The sequence below is a fragment of the Ruegeria sp. HKCCD7181 genome (genome assembly GCF_057221055.1).
In genome coordinates this window covers 392,520-409,055 of record NZ_JBWVBC010000003.1, presented here as the reverse complement: position 1 = coordinate 409,055, position 16,536 = coordinate 392,520, and the positions used below count along the sequence as shown (strand labels likewise).

Below are 16,536 nucleotides of genomic sequence, written 5' to 3'. Positions count from 1 at the left end.
GGGTCAGCCCCTTCCCTTACATGTGGATGACCTTGCCGTAAGCGTCCAAAACGCTTTCGTGCATCATTTCCGACAAGGTCGGGTGTGGGAAAACTGTATTCATCAGGTCTTCTTCCGTGGTCTCCAACTGGCGGCCAACCACATAGCCCTGTATCAACTCAGTTACTTCTGCACCGATCATATGCGCACCAAGCAATTCGCCGGTCTTGGCGTCAAACACGGTCTTGATCATGCCTTCCGGCTCGCCCAGTGCGATGGCTTTGCCATTGCCAATGAACGGGAAGCGGCCGACCTTAATATCATACCCCAGCTCCTTGGCTTTGGCTTCGGAATACCCGACTGAGGCAACCTGCGGCTGACAATAGGTACAGCCTGCAATGCTTTCGGGTTTGACAGGATGGGCATGTTTGCCCGCAATCAGTTCAGCCACCATGACACCTTCATGGCTCGCCTTGTGCGCCAACCAGGGCGCGCCTGCGATATCGCCGATGGCATACAAACCCTCAACGCCAGTCCGGCAGAACTCATCTGTGACCACGTGAGTCCGGTCAAGTTTCACACCCAAGGCCTCAAGCCCGAGATTTTCGACATTGCCCACGATTCCAACAGCCGAGATTACCGTGTCAAAGTCGTGCTTCTCAACTTTGCCTTTCACCTCGATATGTGCCGTGACCTTGCCCTTGGCGCGGTCCAGTTGCTTGACCATCGCTTTTTCCATGATGGTCATGCCCTGCTTGGTGAAAGCCTTTTTGGCCAGAGCGCTGATTTCGGCATCTTCGACAGGCAGCACGCGGTCCATCACTTCGACGACCGTCGTGTCAGCGCCGAGCGTATTGTAGAAGCTGGCGAATTCAATTCCGATCGCGCCCGAGCCGATGACAAGCAGTTTCTTCGGCATACGCGGCGGCTGCAATGCGTGCTTGTAAGTCCAGACAAGATCGCCATCAGCTTCAAGCCCCGGCAACTCGCGCGCTCTCGCCCCAGTAGCCAGAACGATATTCTTGGCTGCCAGCTCTTCGGTTCCCTTGTCGGTCTTGACGCTGACCTTACCCTTGGCCGGGATCGTTGCCTCACCCATCACCACGGTCACTTTGTTTTTCTTCAGAAGATGGCCGATGCCGCCCGACAATTGCGCCGCAACACCGCGGGACCGCTTGACCACTGCGTCCAGATCATATCCGACCTTATCAGCTTTCAAGCCAAAGTCCTTGGCACGTTCCATCAGGTGAAACACCTCGGACGAACGCAGCAATGCCTTCGTTGGGATACAGCCCCAGTTCAGGCAGATGCCGCCGAGGTGTTCACGCTCGACCACGGCTGTTTTCAGGCCCAGCTGGGCCGCGCGGATAGCAGCGACATAGCCGCCGGGGCCTGCCCCGATTACGATCAGATCAAAGGATTGTGCAGCCATGTGTACCTCTCGGCGCAAGTCGGGTTAAAAAAACTAGTTTACCATTAAACTATTTTGTATCGCGCATCAACATGACCGCGCGCGACATAAGTGACGCAGGGACATTTGACTTCAATTGGGCTGAATTCAGCCTATACCCGCCTCGCGCCAAAGGCTACAACCGAGGCCTCCGGACCCGCCCGGTTTTTTTCAAGTCATTGATTAAAGAGAGGCAAATCATGGCCAAGACACTCAAGGATCTTCTGCTCGCGCTTCTAAACGCAACTCTGATCCTATTGGCGCTTTGCCTGTTTCTGGGGTGGAAGCTCGCCCAATCGGTGGAAAACATACAATCCGGGTTTGCGGAAAATCTGCAGGAGATCAATCCAGTTAGAATCCAAGTTCAAGGTATTCGGGGTGAACTGGAAGGCATCCGAAGCGATCTCACTGCCATTCGTCAAAAAGATGGTGCGCTTGATTTCGTGTCGCGCGGAAAGCTGGAAGAAGTTACCAAAAGTCTGAAAGAGCTAGAGGTAAAACTGGCGTCCACGCAATCTCGTCTTGCCGACCTCGTGGACAACCCGGAAGACCTGATCAATTATGCCGTCACCACCTCGGCTGAGACGGTAACAGAACAGGTTCTGGCTATTCGAGGGTGTGAGCCGGCAATCTAGCCGGCAGTCTGCAAAGCCCGCACAGTCGAACCATAACCGCCACTACTGACAAAGGCGGCCTCATGCTCGGTGGTCGGGCGCTCAAGCGCGTCGTTGCGATAGGGAAACCTGCCGAACTGCCGGATTATTTCGCGATGCGCGCGGGCATGCAGCAAGTTGCCTGCACCGTCATTCGGCATCCTCTCGCACATCAGTCGGACACAGCGCTCCTGATCGCAGAGATTTTCCGAGTGCATCATCGGCAAGTAAAAGAACTGCCGTGCTGGCTCGTCAATCTTTAAGTCCCAGCCCTTGTCGACCGCGCATTTCGCAGCCGCCAAAGCAGCTTTGTCAGACGCGAAGGCTTGCTTGTTGCCTCGGAACATGTTGCGTGGAAACTGATCCATGAGGATGATATACGCCAGCGCTCCGCTGGGATACGTTAACCAGAGCGAGAACCGGCCCTGGCATGCCGCTTTCCAAGTCTCGAAGAACTGATCGCGGATTTGCGCATCCAGCGCTTCATCCTGCAAATACCACCCCTCGGGGCCAACCTCATCTAACCAAAAACTCAATACTCTTTCAGGACCTACCATGCCCTTCACTCCGTAATTGCCCTCCCCAGGGACGTAACGTCAGTAAAGTCTGTTTTACAGAACTGTTACAGTAACATATTGCAACACACGCGAAATAAATCCGGCGCTCAGGCGGATTCTTGCGTTACTTCTGCTTCATCCTGGGCGGCTTCGATCACAACCTCCTGCGCGACTTCAAGCGCAACTGGAGACGATGTTGCGTAAATAGGTGCAATTGAAGCCGTTTCGTCAACAACGACATAGGCACGCTGGGTCATTCGATAGGCCGCGTAAGCCGCAACCGCGAACATCAGCGTGGCAATGAACAGGAAGAAACCCTGTGGCCCAAATACCGCACCTCCCATCAACCAACCGGTGATCAGGGGGCCCGCGATAGCGCCAAGGCCGTTGATGAACACCAAACCACCCGAGGCCGCGGCCATATCTTCGTATTCAAGGTAGTCATTGGTATAGGCGATCAACAGCGAATAAAGCGGGTTGGACATCCCACCGATAAAAAATGCCACGATCAAAAGAACCGGAAGCGTGACGCCAAACACCATACCGACAAGAGCGCTCAGACCGCCCAGCCCAGCAGCCAAAAGGATCAGGATCCGACGATCCATCCGATCTGAAAACCAACCCAGCGGATATTGCAGCACCAAAGCTCCAATATAGAATGAAGCGACGAAGATTGAAATTTCGGCCACGGACAGGCCCGCCTGAGCACCGTAAACAGCAGCCATCCCGAACTGCGCCGAGAACACTCCGCCCAACAGGAACATGCCAACGCATCCAAGGGGCGAGGCATTCATCAATTGCCGCAATGTCATCGGTTTGGTCGTGTCAAACGCCGGCGTCGGCGAGATCGACAGAAGAATCGGCGCGAACGAGACTGAAACTAGGATCGAGGCGATCACGAAGGTTTCATAGCCTGCCGGATCGCCCACCAACATCAACGCCTGCGCGCTGACGACGCCGGTCATCTGAACGATCATGTAAAGCGACAGAGCCTGGCCCCGGTTTTCATTGCTGGCCGCGTTGTTCAGCCAGCTTTCTGCCGTCACATACACGCCAGAGAAGCAGAAACCGATTATGACGCGCCCCAAGGACCAAGCGATCGGATCTGTCAGCATCGGATACATGATCATCACTGCTGAAATGAACGAAGCCAGCGCGGCAAACACCCGAACATGCCCGACGCGCCGGATCATCTCGGGTGCAAGGCGCGATCCGCCGAGGAACCCGAGGAAATAGGCGGACATCACAAACGACATCTGGAGGGTCGAGAAGCCCTCAATCTCGCCGCGTACACCCAACAGCGTACCCTGCAGGCCGTTGCCGACCATCAGCAATCCCATACCAAGAAGAAGCGCCCAAGCGCTGGAGAGAACCTGAAGCATATTGCCACCCGGAATTGCCGACGTGTTATACGTCTTGCGATCAAAAAACCCTTTGGTCGCGCTTGTCTACGACATTGTAGTGACGCGATCCTTGGAACACGGCCTTCAAGGCATCAAAAGCGACGCATCTCCATAAGAGAAGAAACGGTATTTTTGTGCGATGGCATGGTCATAGATAACCTTGACCCGATCTTGCCCCATCAAGGCCGATACCAACATCAAGAGCGTTGATTTCGGCAGGTGGAAATTGGTCATCAAGGCATCTGTCACATGGAACTCAAAGCCAGGGTAGATGAATATGTCGGTATCCCCTTCCCAAGGCTGAATGCAGCCACTTCGTGCAGCGCTTTCGATCAGGCGCAGCGCGGTGGTACCCACGGGGATGACACGTCCACCGGCAGCTTTGGTCGTCCGAATTTCTTCGGCCGCCTGTTCGCTAACACGGCCCCACTCCGCGTGCATCTTGTGCGTGGCCACATCTTCGACTTTGACCGGCAGAAAGGTTCCTGCGCCAACATGCAGCGTGACATGTGTAAATTCTACGCCACGGGCTGAAAGTGCCTGCATCAGCTTCTCGTCGAAATGCAAAGAAGCAGTTGGTGCCGCCACTGCACCTGAATTGAGCGCCCATATGGTCTGGTAATCGGTTTTGTCCTGATCGTCTGCAGGCCGCTTTGCCGCGATATATGGCGGTAGAGGCATGGCACCGGCCTGTTCCAGCGCGCAATCAAAATCATCGCCCGTGAGGTTGAACCGCAGATGGGCCTGTCCATCCTCGACCCTTTCAAGCCGGGCGCTGAGTTGATCAGAGAACTCAATCTCTTCTCCGGGTTTGACTTTTTTAAGCGGTTTGATCAGCGCAGCCCAGGTGCCGTCGGCCTGTGGGTCCAACAGGGTAGCTTCGATCGCGGCCGATACCGGACCTTGCGCGCTGTACCGATGGCGCCGGCCACTCAGCCGCGCGGGAATGACCCGCGTATCGTTCAGAACAAGACGATCACCCGGACGCAGCCATTCAGGCAGGTCAAACACATGCTGATCGCGAATTTCATCCCCCTGCGAAACCAAGAGGCGTGCAGAGGAACGCGGTGTAGCTGGCCGCGTGGCGATTAAGTCCTCGGGCAGGTGGAAATCGAAATCACTCAGTTTCATGCGCGCGCCATACATGGGCAAGACAGATTCGGCCACAGCTCAGCTCACCGATCTTCACCACGCGTTTGGACGGCAGGGTTGGGTTTATCCGGGGCGGCATTGGGCCCGTCCGAAACTGTCGGCGCCGGGGCACGCATCAGGTTCCGCAAAAACAGCGGTGCCAGCCCCGACAGTGGATTGACCGAGACCTGAGGATTGGCCAGTGGACCGGTCAAAGTATAATTAAAGGCAAAAACACCCTCGCCCTTGCGACTCAGAACACTGCCGACGGCATTCAGCAGGTAGATAGGGGAAATCGCGCCTCGCAGGTTCAGTGTCCCAGCCACAGTGTTGACCGTTCCATCAAAAGACAGCCCCATCGACGGGCCAACCGCGCTGCCGCTGAGTACTTTGATTTCAGTTGGGGTGATGCGCATTTTGCTTTCAATGGCCGAGAAAAAGATACCCTGACCTGCCATTTCATCTAACAGCCCAACAAGGCTGATCGCATTCAGCAGCGCGGCCATAGCCGGAGCATCCTTGATCCGGGTGTTTCGGATTGTAAGATCCACATCGTAGTTTCCCGGTGCAGCCGCTGGCTCCAGCCGCAAGTCCAGTGTACCCTTGCGGGCTTGTGTTATGACTCCCGCCGAACGCAGAACAGCGCCCGCGTCCACCGAGGTCAACCCAACTGCGCTTCGCCCGCCCCGTGGCGTGACCTGCCCCTGAATAGGAGCGCCGCCATTGACCTGTGCGCTAAACGCGCCGGTCAGGCCGCCAGTTGTCTGGAACGATCCGTTCAAACCAGTCAGCGCGACTGTTTCCGTAACCTGCAACCGGTCCAAATTAACATCCAGCTTTGGCCCCGGCCCGGCCCCGCTTCCTCCTCCGCTGCCAAAAGTCGCCTTGGCCAGGTTCAGCACACCGCCCAGCACACGGATATCTGGAACGTTGGCTCCGCGGCCAATTAGCTCGGCGGGCACGGCCAGCCAGTTCCCCAACTCGAACGAGCTGAAACGTACCCGGTCAAACGCACCATCACGAAACGAGATCGTTGCGTTGCTTCGCAGCCCGGCGGCGTCGATCCGCAGTTCATCCACACTTAGCTGCGCGCCCAACGTGGCCTTGGCCGTCATAGTTCCAGCTCTGCTTTCCGGTTTTCGCCAGCCCAATTCCGGTATCGCGAGCGCGACACCGACCAGATCAGTCTGTGCTGTCAGGCTGAGCGGTTCACTGGCCCCGATACCCAAGTCAAATTCTGCCACTGCCTGCCCGGTCAGCATGCCCTGGGGCAATCCTGCGTTGATCTGATCCATCAGCCTGGGCGAAAACTCAATCTGCCCGGTCAATTGGCTTCGCTGCGGTGTGTCCCCTCCGATGGGCTGGGTCCATTTTGCCTGCACCGGCACTTCGCCGAACAGACCGTCGCCATCAATTTTGACCTGCGTTTGGTCTCCAGTCAGTTGCAATCGGTCGGCGCTGACTTCGAAACCGGGCACCAGCTTGTCACTGTCGAGATCGGCCAGGTCGCCAACAAAGTGGAACCGGGTGTCTTCCAGTTTCAGACCCTTGATCAAAGGCAGCGACAGCGTTCCTATCAGCTTTACCTGACCGTCAGCCAGTTCCACCGGCAGTTTTGCCTTGGTCAACAACTGCAGAGGCGGGCGATCCAGCAGGGACAAAGCAGCCGTCACGCTGCCCTTGGCTTGTACCCTGGCGATTCCGGGGGTTGTTTTCTTGATACTCGTGTCCGGAATAATAAATGACGTGCCCGCGGCATCAACGGCCCCGCCCTGATCGGCGATCACAATTCCCTTTTGCGCGGTCACCGTAAAACGGCGGTTGAGCAAACTGGCCTGCCCCTGTGCCTGTTCAATCGGAGGCAAGGTCTTGGCGAATCTGACTTTGGTGTCAGAAAATTCGAAATCCGCGTAAATATCCGGCTTGGTGCCCGGCTTCAGACGCAATGCAAAGTCCAGATCGGAGAGGTTGCCCTGAAGGATATTCTCGGTCACCCATTTGCGAGGCTTGGGGGCCAGCCGTTCTGGCCAGTATAGCAACACTTGATCTGACGGCATCTGGCCAATCTGCGCGTCAATTCTTGCTGCCCACCCTTCACGCAGGCCAGCAAGTTCTCCGCTCAGGCGCAAGCCGTGCTCGCCATCTTCTACCGTCATCTGCCCCAGACGCACCCGGAATGGTGCCAGCTTCATCTGGAAATCCACATCAGCCCGCGTCAGATTCAGTGCTTCGGGAAACAAATCTGCCGGGTTGATTTGGATTGCGCTGAAGCGAAACTGACCTGACATGCTTTCAAGCCCACCGGCTTGAACGCCTTGAAGAAAAGCCTTTCCCTCGGCCTGAACGGTCCCCCATGCGGAATCGACCGAAACCTCGTTGAAATCCAAAACCTGTTGAGATGGGTCGTAGGTGAAATAGGTACGGGCCGCCTCGAATTTGATCGGCAGCGTTTCCGGCGTCGGTTGTACGGCACCTGCACCAAGATTCAGCGTGGCGAAAACCGGGCCCAAGGCCCCTTCGGCGTCGACACTTCCGCGTAGCGCACCCGAAATCGGCGTCCTGAGCACCTGCATCCAAGCAAGAGCGGGACTGTGCCCCGCAATGTCTTCGGCCGGAAGGTCGGTGATCGTCACCCCGAACTCGGCTGACGAACTATCCACAGCGCTGGTGTAATTTGCTTCAATCCCACTGACATAATCTCGGCCAGCCAATACCGAAAACCCTGTGGCCAAACGTACTTGTTGCGCGGTGCGGGTGGCCAGGATGTGCCCCCCGTCCAGAATCCAGGATCGCCCCTGTCGCAGGTCCTGATAGTCCAGCGTAATTGCGTCCAGCTCGACCGACGTAAGCGCCGACAAGGCTGGTGACTTGAATACTTCGTCCGACGTCTCGATCAATTGTGCAAGGTTGGGGGCCTGACCGACAGGCGCACTATCGGTCCCAACAGTCAGCGACAGCGCGCCATCCATTCCGCGGGTCAATGCGATTTGAGCGCCCTGCAGGATGATGCGCTTGGGTCGGACGTGACCGCGCAAAAGCGGTCGCATCGCGAGGCTGGCGCGCAAATCAGACACCTCGGCGATCTGCTGGCCCGCCGCGTCGCTAATGCGCACGTCGGTTAGCCTCAGACGTGGTCGCCATCCTTCGTGGATGATGAAACTGACATCGCCAAATCTGATCTGAACCCCACCCAGGGCCTGATCAAGTCGCGATTCGACCCGATCACGCAGCCAGACTGGTGCATGCATCCGCTGGCCGACCACCATGAACGCGGTCAGCACGGCCAGAAACACCAAAACAAAGAAACCGCGCATGCTCCACAACACAGCGGATCGGCGGCGCGACCGGCGGGGTCTCTTGCCGGTCTTTTCGCCTTGCTGTTGTTCTGGCTGGGCCAATTTGCAATCCCTGTCTTTCAACATGCCCATGGCGCCCTATGATACCGGGCAACCGTTAATTTTCTCAGCCGGAGTTCACATATGCCTGACGTTTCTGACATCGCCCCCGATTTCACATTGCCTCGCGACGGTGGCGGCCAAGTAACCTTGTCAGAACTGCGTGGCCAGTCTGTTGTTCTGTTTTTCTATCCCCGCGATGATACGCCGGGCTGTACCAAGGAATCCATTGGTTTCTCGGAGCAACTTCAATCCTTTGCCGACGCGGGCGCTCACGTTTTCGGTATCTCGCGCGACAGCGTGGCTAAACACGACAAGTTCGTCGCCAAGCACGGTTTGACAACGCCGCTTCTGTCCGACGAAAGCTCGACCGTGTGCGAGGACTACGGGGTGTGGGTGGAAAAGAACATGTATGGTCGCAAGTCTATGGGGATAGAGCGATCCACTTTCCTGATCGACGCCAAAGGCCGCATTGCCCGCGCCTGGCGCAAGGTAAAAGTGCCCGGCCATGTTGACGAAGTGCTTGAAGCTGTGCGCGAGCTGTGACCGCCCCTCGACCCTGGTCGCCATCCGGTTTATGCCGCGTCGAAATTTAGGATTGGCGGAGAGAACCCTTGCCCAAAACACTGACCCAAATGGCGACCGAGGTTCTGACAACTGCAGTCGGGCGGGCCAAAATCGCCTTGTCCAAGCAATACGCGTCGCAGTGGTTCGCCGCTCGTAGTGGCGCGCAGCCCGAGATCGAAATCGGCGTCGCGATGCCACCGCCGTCCCCTGCTCGTCCGGACAAGCCCGAGCTGCTGTCGCCGCGAGACGTGCCCAAACGGCGACCGGGCACCGAGGCTGGACGGATCGCATTGCTGCACGCGGTGGCCCATATCGAACTGAATGCAGTCGATCTGCATTGGGACATTATCGCCCGCTTTGGTCATGTGCCCATGCCCATCGGTTTCTATGATGATTGGGTTAAATGCGCCGAAGAGGAATCGCGCCATTTCGAGATGGTCTGCAATTGTCTGGAGCAATTGGGCAGCCATTATGGCGCCCTGCCCGCTCATGCGGGCATGTGGCGCGCCGCCGAGGACACGGCCCATGACCTGATGGGTCGTCTGGCCGTTGTACCGATGGTGCTGGAAGCCCGCGGACTGGATGTCACGCCCGGCATGATCGATATCTTTCGAAAGGCCAAGGAGGACGATGCCGTCGCCGCGCTTGAGGTCATATATGCCGAAGAAGTTGGGCATGTGGCCTATGGGTCCAAGTGGTTCCATTTATATGCCAACCATTTCGTTCCAGAGGAAGCTTCGAGCACCTAAATCTTTGTAAATTATTAAAAAAATTTTCATCAGGTCAGTTTCTCTCTTCAAAAGACTTGCTCCATCACTTGGGATTACAGAACAAGTATTTTTCGGATGGAACTTTCGAAGTGTGCCCACATACACATACGCAGCGCCCACATAAAACCAATGATTACAATGCTTTACAAGATTGTACGTTCTGGGATCAAAAATGACCGACAGCACTTGATGCCACTTAGTTAGGTGCTCGTTGCTGACTAGATTTAACTTACAGTCACGGACGGAGACTCAGATGGTCTCAACTACTTCAGACGCTTTCATTATTGGACAGCCAACGGCGGTATGTTTTCCGACCACTGGGAGGCGCAATACCCGGCCATTTCAGAGTGACTGGCACCTTGGCACGCGCGCTCTCCAAATAGCTGGCGTGTGCCGAGGTGCCTTGGTCCGTCAGGACCAATCGAAATTCCATTTTAAGAATTGTCTTTGAGCTGTTTTGCCCGCTTTGCGTCAGGCTATAGTTGTCACCGTTCATCTCAAGAATTCTGACATGATGGGTAAGCCTGTTGAGAAAGGCTCCGGTCAGCGATATCAAACCGTGACAGGTACAAGCCTTGTTGCCGATGATAGGTGCAAACGTGCGGCCTGGTGAGGCCGCGTGGATCCGCGCCTCCAAGTTGGTTTGGTGGTTGAGGTTGTTCTCTTCGATTATTCGCAGTTGCGGGCCTCTTCGATGATTCGCAGAGCTGGTAAAAACTGGCGCCGAAAATGCTCAAAAACGCTTTAGACCGGGAAAAAAATCTTAGGGCTCTCAGTGGCAAGAATAGCCAATCGTAGGGCGCCATTGCCTCTCTATTCTTCTTCTATCTTTAAAAACCAAGAACAGTCCCTCATCTATCCATTAAGGAGCAAGAATAGTTTAAGTATCTGTTCTTGCTAAATATTTTAAGCCGCAACAAGCACCAGAAAGTTGAAAATTGGCCTCCATTCGAGTATCGTTTGGAGACCATCCACTGCCTCGGAGAAACCCTTGAAGCCCATTTCAACACTAGGCCGACAACCTGTGAAACAAAGTCAAACTCGAGCTGGCGAAACCCGATTTTCGATTTACCGTGAAGATGGCGGCATCGCTCTGTGGCCTTGGGCTTGGGTTGTCAGCGAGACACGTCAGCGGAACTACACCCCTGACACTATTTCCACTCGACTGTCTCACATCACCATTCTCGAACTTTGGGCAATTCACCGAGGTATCGACCTTTACACCATCATGCTAGATGGAGAATGCCTGAACTTAGAGCAAGTCGCGGACTTAAACTACTTCCTGAATTTTCAAATCCAGGATTTGCGTAAGCTGGCGTGGGTTTTGCCCATGAATGAGCAGAAGTTTCTTACCAGGTGTCTGGAAGAGCGAAGCGTTCAAGCTGGCACAATAATCCAACGGCAGATTGGTATTGAAGAATACCTCCAGTGGCTCGGCGAATACGGCAATCGCTTGCTTCGAAAAAAGCCAAGTCCAGGATCCGGACGGAAACTGTGCCGTCGCAAACAACTCTTGGAACCAGCGATCAAGCTAAGTGACGGCGGCTACCACACAGCGCCGGGGAGTTATGCGCATTACTTTCGAAAGATTCGCAAAGGTATGCCACAAAGCCGGATCAAGGCATACGATCATGAGGAAGCTGCTGACCGCTTTTACCTATGGTTAGCGATATGCAATCCGTATGATGTTTGGCCTAAGAACCGAATTCGAGCACTACGAAACTACCTAATTTTATTGATGTTTGCCGAACTTGGTTTGCGCGCTGGCGAGTTGGGTCAAATGAAGACCGAAGATTATAAGAGCGAAGATGATTTGATCGAGGTCGTTCGCCGCCACAACGACCCAGAAGACCCTAGGAAACGTCAGCCAAACGCAAAGACCTTCGACCGAAAAATCAGTTTGACAGCGTCGCCGTTGCTGATCGAGACCCTCGATGAATGGATGGATGCGAGGGACGACATCGATTTTCAAAGCGGCCGAAACTCAAATTCCTTCATGTTTGTCAACTTGGCTCGTGATCCCGCTGAGTATGGCAAGCCCATGTCCAAGACCGCAATTGACGATGTGTTCAGAGACGCCTCCAGAGCAGCTGGAGTTCGAAAACTGACGCCGCACCCTATGCGACACAAGAAGGCTCGAGAAATGGCCAAGCTTCTAAACGAACGTGGAACCAGCGGCGAAGAAGCTCGAAAGGTCTTCACCTATCACTTTGGGTGGTCGGAAACATCTCACATGATCTCTCGCTATCTCGGAGGAGAGTCCCACATTGGCGCAGCGAAAAGCATCCGAACGATCTGGGCGGAACAGGAAGCTCGAGCCGCCGCCAAAGATACGGAATTCCTCAACATAATTTGCTCAGAAACAAGTGAGTACATTAGCCTGCTCGATCACCGCGAAAAGTTGGCCGAAGAAGCCGCGACAAAGAAGAAAGATAAGAAATGAACAAGCACAAACCGTGCTCTCACGGCATTCCAGCACTGCGCCCAACCAATATCCGCCGAGCTGCCAATGGTGAAACTTTCGATATCACTTCTGATTATTGGGAAGTGAGCGCAACTGGTAGCGTTGCTACCTTCAATTTTGAATGGTGTACTGAGGTATTGTCGCCATTGATGAAAAACGCGCTCAAGGAAGTGGTGGCTTATCGGCTCGAAACCAACCTTGCTTCTTCGATTCTTGCAGAGTTGACAGCCTTCAAGCGACCCTGTGTCTGGCTCAGGCGCGAAAACAACGACCTGGTCGGTCGGATCAACCGTAAAGATATTGCCGCTTACCGATTGGGTGATCCGAGTGGCAGTGATTATAGCATGCGAAACATTGTTTCTTCATGGCAAGAAATTGGATTTCCGGGGATTACCCCGGATGCGGCTGAACTAATCGACGGCTTCCGAAAAAAAGAAAACGAAAAAGTTCATATTCTGACCCTAGATCCAGAGTCGGGTCCCTACTTGGATGGCGAAATCGCGATGGTGGATCGCGAACTCCATGAAGCTTACGAAAGCGGCGCCATCAATGATGCTCAATATGTGCTAGTTCAAACGTTCCGCCTCTATGGCCAACGAGCCTCAATGAATGCCAACCTGAAACTTCGGGACATAAGAACTCCGAAACACCACGGTGTGGAGACCTCTATCCGGTTCGAAATCCTAAAGCAGAAGCGAACCCAAGCCGTAAGGTACGGCCCTAAGCGACCTGCGCCAATGCTGTTTACCCACGCCTTAGAAGCTTACCTGGATCGATTAACCGGTGGCATTCCTGCTACTGAGTGGAATCAAGAGAAACCATTATTTCCCGCGAGGACTGATGAGTTTGTTACTGATTGTCGCTCAGTTAATAAGAAAAGAGCACGACGCTCAAAAGGTCAAACAAAGGCGGGCTACGAAGGTCACATGACTGCGAACCTAGCCTCCGAACGTTTTAAAGCCATTCTTGGAAGATTAAACATCATAAGCCCTCGAACTGGTGAACCAATGGTGTTTAACCAAATGAGAGAACGGCACACTATCGCGACAATCATGGCGTTGCGAGGATGTACGGCGGAAGAAATCGCGGCATGGATGCATCATACCAGCCCCGGCAGCTGCGAAGCCTACATCGAACTAGCCTCTCGACATCATCAGCTCATGAGTAGTCTGCTGGACGGTAAGATGGTACATGTCGCAGGCAGGTTCTTGGGTCAAGTGACCGAAGCGCAACCCGACGACCTCGAATTCGGAGCAATTATTACAGCAACCGAGGCTGACGGTGCTCCTGATCTGGGTGCATGCGATTCTGGAGGTTGCAGCGCGCTGGAAAGTCTCGCAGCGCCATATGCATGCTTCCTCTGCCGCCATTTCAATCTCTCAATTGACTCCGAGCTTGACCCGTTACTGCGCCTTCTGGCTGGTAGAAAGGCAGAAGCCAAAATTCATGGCGATGACGAATATTCTCGAGAACTTAATCGGCACGTTGCTGCGGTGTTAGCGGCTAAAAAAATGCAGCATCAGGCGCGCAAAGAACACGAGAGCACCAAATGACTTTGCATTTCAGGTCGAAACAGCAAATCTCAGTTGAAGAATACATCGCAAAGGCTAAGAAACTGTCGATCTTTGACCCCCGTGTCGAGGGACATGTTGTTTGGGACAGTGCCACTTGGGACATCACTGCATTTGTAAAGCGGACAAGGAATTCCAGGAGAGAAACGGTTGGTTTCCATCATGCGGATCGACAGCGGTCCCGCGCGAATGATCCCGAGTTCGCGATGAACGTGCCGTTTGGTGACTTCGCAAAGGCATACTTCGCCTTTCAACTCAAAGAAAACGCTACAAAAACAGGAAAATTAAGAAAATCCAATGTCTTTAGGCACAAGGTGAAGTTCTGCCGCATTTTAGACCGCGTTCTAGAAAGTCGAGGACATCCCGGCCGTGCAGACCTTATAGCAAAGTCAGACCTGAACAAAGTCGTCAAGTTAGCCAGTAAATCCCATAAGCGTAAGGCTGCCGAGACCATGCGATCTATTGCGCGAGTGTTGGAGGGAGCGGGCATCGCGCATGATTTGAAGAGCTGGTGGCACCCAGAACTCCAGGACAAACGCTTTCGGAGCAGAGTGAATGAGGACTCTCTCCGGAAAAACCTGACCGAAGAGGAAGTGTCATGCTTGGGAGAAGCCTTTTACCGGGCAAAAACGCCACGAGATCAGGTCGCTATGGGCATTGTCGCACTTTTGATGTGTGCCCCCTCTCGAAAGGAGGAAGTCTTCATTCTACCAGCCAAGGTTCAGGCTTTGCATAACCCGGGCGAAGGTTACGTCAACCCAGATGTGCCCTTCAACGAAGACTGTCGTTTCAAGGCTGGCCTCAGGTGGTGGCCAGTAAAGGGCGGCAAGCCTATGATTAAATTTGTTCCGAAAGAAATGGTTCCGGTTGCTCAGTTGGCACTCGAAAGGATCTGTGAACATACTGAGAGAGCGCGCAAGTTAGCAAAATGGATGACGGAGAACCCTGGCAGAGTCTTTGTCCCTACGAATCTTCAGCATGTTCGGGCAACAGGCGAAATCACACGTTCAGAGCTGGAAGAATTTCTTGGTGTCGGTGGAAATTTTTGGCTTCAGTCCAGGCGCATCCTAGCTGCCAAGTACAGGGCCCGCGAAAACGGAAAACCCATAGCTGTGTACGACTTTGTTCAAATCGAAGAGAAGTGCTTGGCGGAAGCACCCCACGGCTTGCCTGTGCTCAGCGAGTTGTCTTCGGTAGCATACTCCGAGGCGCTGTGCGTCTGCTTAAAAAACCAATTTGCTCACAATACTGAGGCACGGCCTTACATGATAGAAGCATTAAGTAGTGGTGTGGTCGAACTCGTCTTGTCAGGCAGGCCAGAAAGTCTTCACAAAAGTGGCCACACTAACCCTGCGGTTCCCTCCATCTTCGAGCGTTTCGATATTCGGTTAAAGAACGGTAAGTACCCCAAAATCACTACACACCAAATGCGCCATTACCTAAACACGATGGCTCAACGCGCCAACGTTCCCCAATCACACATAGCCTACTGGAGTGGTCGTGCGAACGTCATGCAAAACCGGAACTACGACCACACAGACAAACTGTATCAAGTCGAGCAAATAAAGCGCAGTGGCGAGGATGAGAACTTACCGGCAGTCAGGGTTGTGGACGACTCGGATGTCGAAAATGCGGCCTACGAAACTGCAAACCTGAAGATGTATCTTCTTTCGACGTCATTCGGATATTGCAATCGTCGCTTCAACCAAGAGCCGTGCGACCGAGCTGGTGCCTGTAGAACATGCACTAGGCTGGTATGCCTAGGCGGTTCCAAAAGAGCCGCTGATCAGCTCCTTAGAGATGCGGAAAGAGATCAGAAATCTCTTGAAACCCTGCGGGCTCGCCAGGCTAAAGGAATGCGGGTCAATGAAACAACCATAGAGGCTATCGAACATAGTCACGCTCGTAGCCAAGCACTCGCTGAGGCCATTATGGATCCAGCTAACGAAGGGACTCTGATCCGCAATACCGACCTCGGCCCATTGATCGAGTTCAGCCACGCTGAACGGATCATCGAAAAAAAGCTGGCAGAGCTTGAAACCTCTCGAACCACGGGGAACTTGACGTGAAGCTTACGCCCGAAAAAGTGGATAAAATTTTGGTACTGATTAGTCAAATGAGGGGCGAAATCACCCGATCCAAAATACATGTCAAAGTTGAATCCAAGGTTGTCAAAATCTCATCTAAGCAGCTGTTCAAACACCCTCTCATCCATGCGGCCTATCTAGACAAAGCGGCAACCTTCTCGCGCAAAAGAGAGACAGATAAGGGTAAGAAGGCCCGAAAGGCACCAAAAAACGCCGCCGCATTAATGGAAGAACAGCAGAAAAAGATCGCTCAACTCGAAGAGAAATTGGACGTGATCTTGTCAAACGCCGTGGCGCAAGGGATTGATCCTCGCTTGATGAAGCAACCGCTTAACGTCTCCAGACTTGGGAATACCTACCCAGAGAGGCGCAAAAAATGAGTCGCAGAAAGAAGACGGAGGCCATTACCACGCTTGAGGTAGTGATCAGATAAACAAAAAAACAATTACTTGTCGCCAAACTCGGATCGTGCCTTGAGGCCATAACTGATTTTGGAACAGGCGAAACTG

Annotated in this window: 12 protein-coding genes and 1 pseudogene; 7 read left to right on the top strand and 6 right to left on the bottom strand. The window is 54.0% G+C overall.

Annotated elements, in window-relative coordinates; all coding sequences use genetic code 11:
* Nucleotides 1-16 precede the first annotated feature (16 nt).
* The gene (lpdA, locus tag AC2TCY_RS08780) at nucleotides 17-1,411 is read right to left on the bottom strand and encodes a dihydrolipoyl dehydrogenase (protein WP_480846850.1); all 1,395 of its coding nucleotides are present in this window, start codon (nucleotides 1,409-1,411) and stop codon (nucleotides 17-19) included.
* Between the two features lie 218 nt (nucleotides 1,412-1,629).
* Between lpdA and AC2TCY_RS08775 the strand changes: the two genes are divergently transcribed.
* Nucleotides 1,630-2,064 (top strand): hypothetical protein, encoded by a 435-nt coding sequence (locus tag AC2TCY_RS08775; protein WP_480846849.1) that lies wholly within the window; start codon nucleotides 1,630-1,632, stop codon nucleotides 2,062-2,064.
* On the opposite strand, the gene AC2TCY_RS08770 is transcribed toward AC2TCY_RS08775, so the two are convergent.
* From AC2TCY_RS08770 to AC2TCY_RS08755, 4 genes are all read right to left on the bottom strand, one after another.
* On the bottom strand, nucleotides 2,061-2,639 hold the full coding sequence (locus tag AC2TCY_RS08770; RefSeq protein ID WP_480846848.1) for a DUF924 family protein: 579 nt from the start codon (nucleotides 2,637-2,639) through the stop codon (nucleotides 2,061-2,063). The genes AC2TCY_RS08775 and AC2TCY_RS08770 overlap by 4 nt on opposite strands.
* A 107-nt stretch (nucleotides 2,640-2,746) precedes the next feature.
* The gene (locus tag AC2TCY_RS08765) at nucleotides 2,747-4,021 is read right to left on the bottom strand and encodes an MFS transporter (protein ID WP_480846847.1); all 1,275 of its coding nucleotides are present in this window, start codon (nucleotides 4,019-4,021) and stop codon (nucleotides 2,747-2,749) included.
* A 105-nt stretch (nucleotides 4,022-4,126) separates the two neighbouring features.
* Complete coding sequence (gene queA / locus AC2TCY_RS08760) at nucleotides 4,127-5,173, bottom strand: tRNA preQ1(34) S-adenosylmethionine ribosyltransferase-isomerase QueA (RefSeq protein WP_480846979.1); 1,047 nt, start codon at nucleotides 5,171-5,173, stop codon at nucleotides 4,127-4,129.
* Between the two features lie 44 nt (nucleotides 5,174-5,217).
* Nucleotides 5,218-8,571, bottom strand: coding sequence for a YhdP family protein (locus AC2TCY_RS08755; RefSeq protein ID WP_480846846.1), 3,354 nt, complete (start codon nucleotides 8,569-8,571; stop codon nucleotides 5,218-5,220).
* 81 nt (nucleotides 8,572-8,652) lie between these two features.
* On the opposite strand from AC2TCY_RS08755, the gene AC2TCY_RS08750 reads away from it, so the two are divergent.
* Both AC2TCY_RS08750 and AC2TCY_RS08745 read left to right on the top strand, forming a co-directional pair.
* Complete coding sequence (locus AC2TCY_RS08750; RefSeq protein WP_480846845.1) at nucleotides 8,653-9,114, top strand: peroxiredoxin; 462 nt, start codon at nucleotides 8,653-8,655, stop codon at nucleotides 9,112-9,114.
* A gap of 89 nt (nucleotides 9,115-9,203) precedes the next feature.
* Entirely contained in the window at nucleotides 9,204-9,884 is a 681-nt protein-coding gene (locus AC2TCY_RS08745; protein ID WP_480846977.1) for a ferritin-like domain-containing protein, read from the top strand.
* Nucleotides 9,885-10,368: 484 nt separating this feature from the next.
* On the opposite strand, the pseudogene AC2TCY_RS08740 reads toward AC2TCY_RS08745, so the two are convergent.
* Nucleotides 10,369-10,452, bottom strand: a pseudogene (locus AC2TCY_RS08740) (AAA family ATPase); the annotation flags it as partial.
* Nucleotides 10,453-10,896: 444 nt separating this feature from the next.
* Here AC2TCY_RS08740 and AC2TCY_RS08735 point away from each other — a divergent pair.
* From AC2TCY_RS08735 to AC2TCY_RS08720, 4 genes are read left to right on the top strand one after another with little or no spacing between them, the layout of a single operon-like run.
* Nucleotides 10,897-12,348, top strand: a complete 1,452-nt coding sequence (locus tag AC2TCY_RS08735) for a tyrosine-type recombinase/integrase (protein ID WP_480846843.1) — start codon at nucleotides 10,897-10,899, stop codon at nucleotides 12,346-12,348.
* A complete protein-coding gene (locus AC2TCY_RS08730; RefSeq protein ID WP_480846842.1) occupies nucleotides 12,345-13,922 on the top strand; it encodes a hypothetical protein in 1,578 nt (525 codons plus the stop codon). The genes AC2TCY_RS08735 and AC2TCY_RS08730 overlap by 4 nt, the downstream gene beginning before the upstream one ends.
* Nucleotides 13,919-16,009 carry a hypothetical protein gene (locus AC2TCY_RS08725; protein ID WP_480846841.1) on the top strand — a complete coding sequence of 697 codons (2,091 nt, stop codon included), beginning with the start codon at nucleotides 13,919-13,921 and terminating at the stop codon, nucleotides 16,007-16,009. The genes AC2TCY_RS08730 and AC2TCY_RS08725 overlap by 4 nt, the downstream gene beginning before the upstream one ends.
* Nucleotides 16,006-16,407, top strand: a complete 402-nt coding sequence (locus tag AC2TCY_RS08720) for a hypothetical protein (protein ID WP_480846840.1) — start codon at nucleotides 16,006-16,008, stop codon at nucleotides 16,405-16,407. Before AC2TCY_RS08725 ends, AC2TCY_RS08720 begins: the two co-directional genes overlap by 4 nt.
* Nucleotides 16,408-16,536: the final 129 nt, after the last annotated feature.

Bases quoted from the DNA above. Each gene is read 5' to 3' on its own strand.
- queA (WP_480846979.1), bottom strand. From the start codon at position 5,173: ATGAAACTGAGTGATTTCGATTTCCACCTGCCCGAGGACTTAATCGCC.
- AC2TCY_RS08750 (WP_480846845.1), top strand. From the start codon at position 8,653: ATGCCTGACGTTTCTGACATCGCCCCCGATTTCACATTGCCTCGCGAC.
- AC2TCY_RS08770 (WP_480846848.1), bottom strand. From the start codon at position 2,639: ATGGTAGGTCCTGAAAGAGTATTGAGTTTTTGGTTAGATGAGGTTGGC.
- AC2TCY_RS08745 (WP_480846977.1), top strand. From the start codon at position 9,204: ATGGCGACCGAGGTTCTGACAACTGCAGTCGGGCGGGCCAAAATCGCC.
- AC2TCY_RS08775 (WP_480846849.1), top strand. From the start codon at position 1,630: ATGGCCAAGACACTCAAGGATCTTCTGCTCGCGCTTCTAAACGCAACT.
- lpdA (WP_480846850.1), bottom strand. From the start codon at position 1,411: ATGGCTGCACAATCCTTTGATCTGATCGTAATCGGGGCAGGCCCCGGC.
- AC2TCY_RS08765 (WP_480846847.1), bottom strand. From the start codon at position 4,021: ATGCTTCAGGTTCTCTCCAGCGCTTGGGCGCTTCTTCTTGGTATGGGA.
- AC2TCY_RS08725 (WP_480846841.1), top strand. From the start codon at position 13,919: ATGACTTTGCATTTCAGGTCGAAACAGCAAATCTCAGTTGAAGAATAC.
- AC2TCY_RS08730 (WP_480846842.1), top strand. From the start codon at position 12,345: ATGAACAAGCACAAACCGTGCTCTCACGGCATTCCAGCACTGCGCCCA.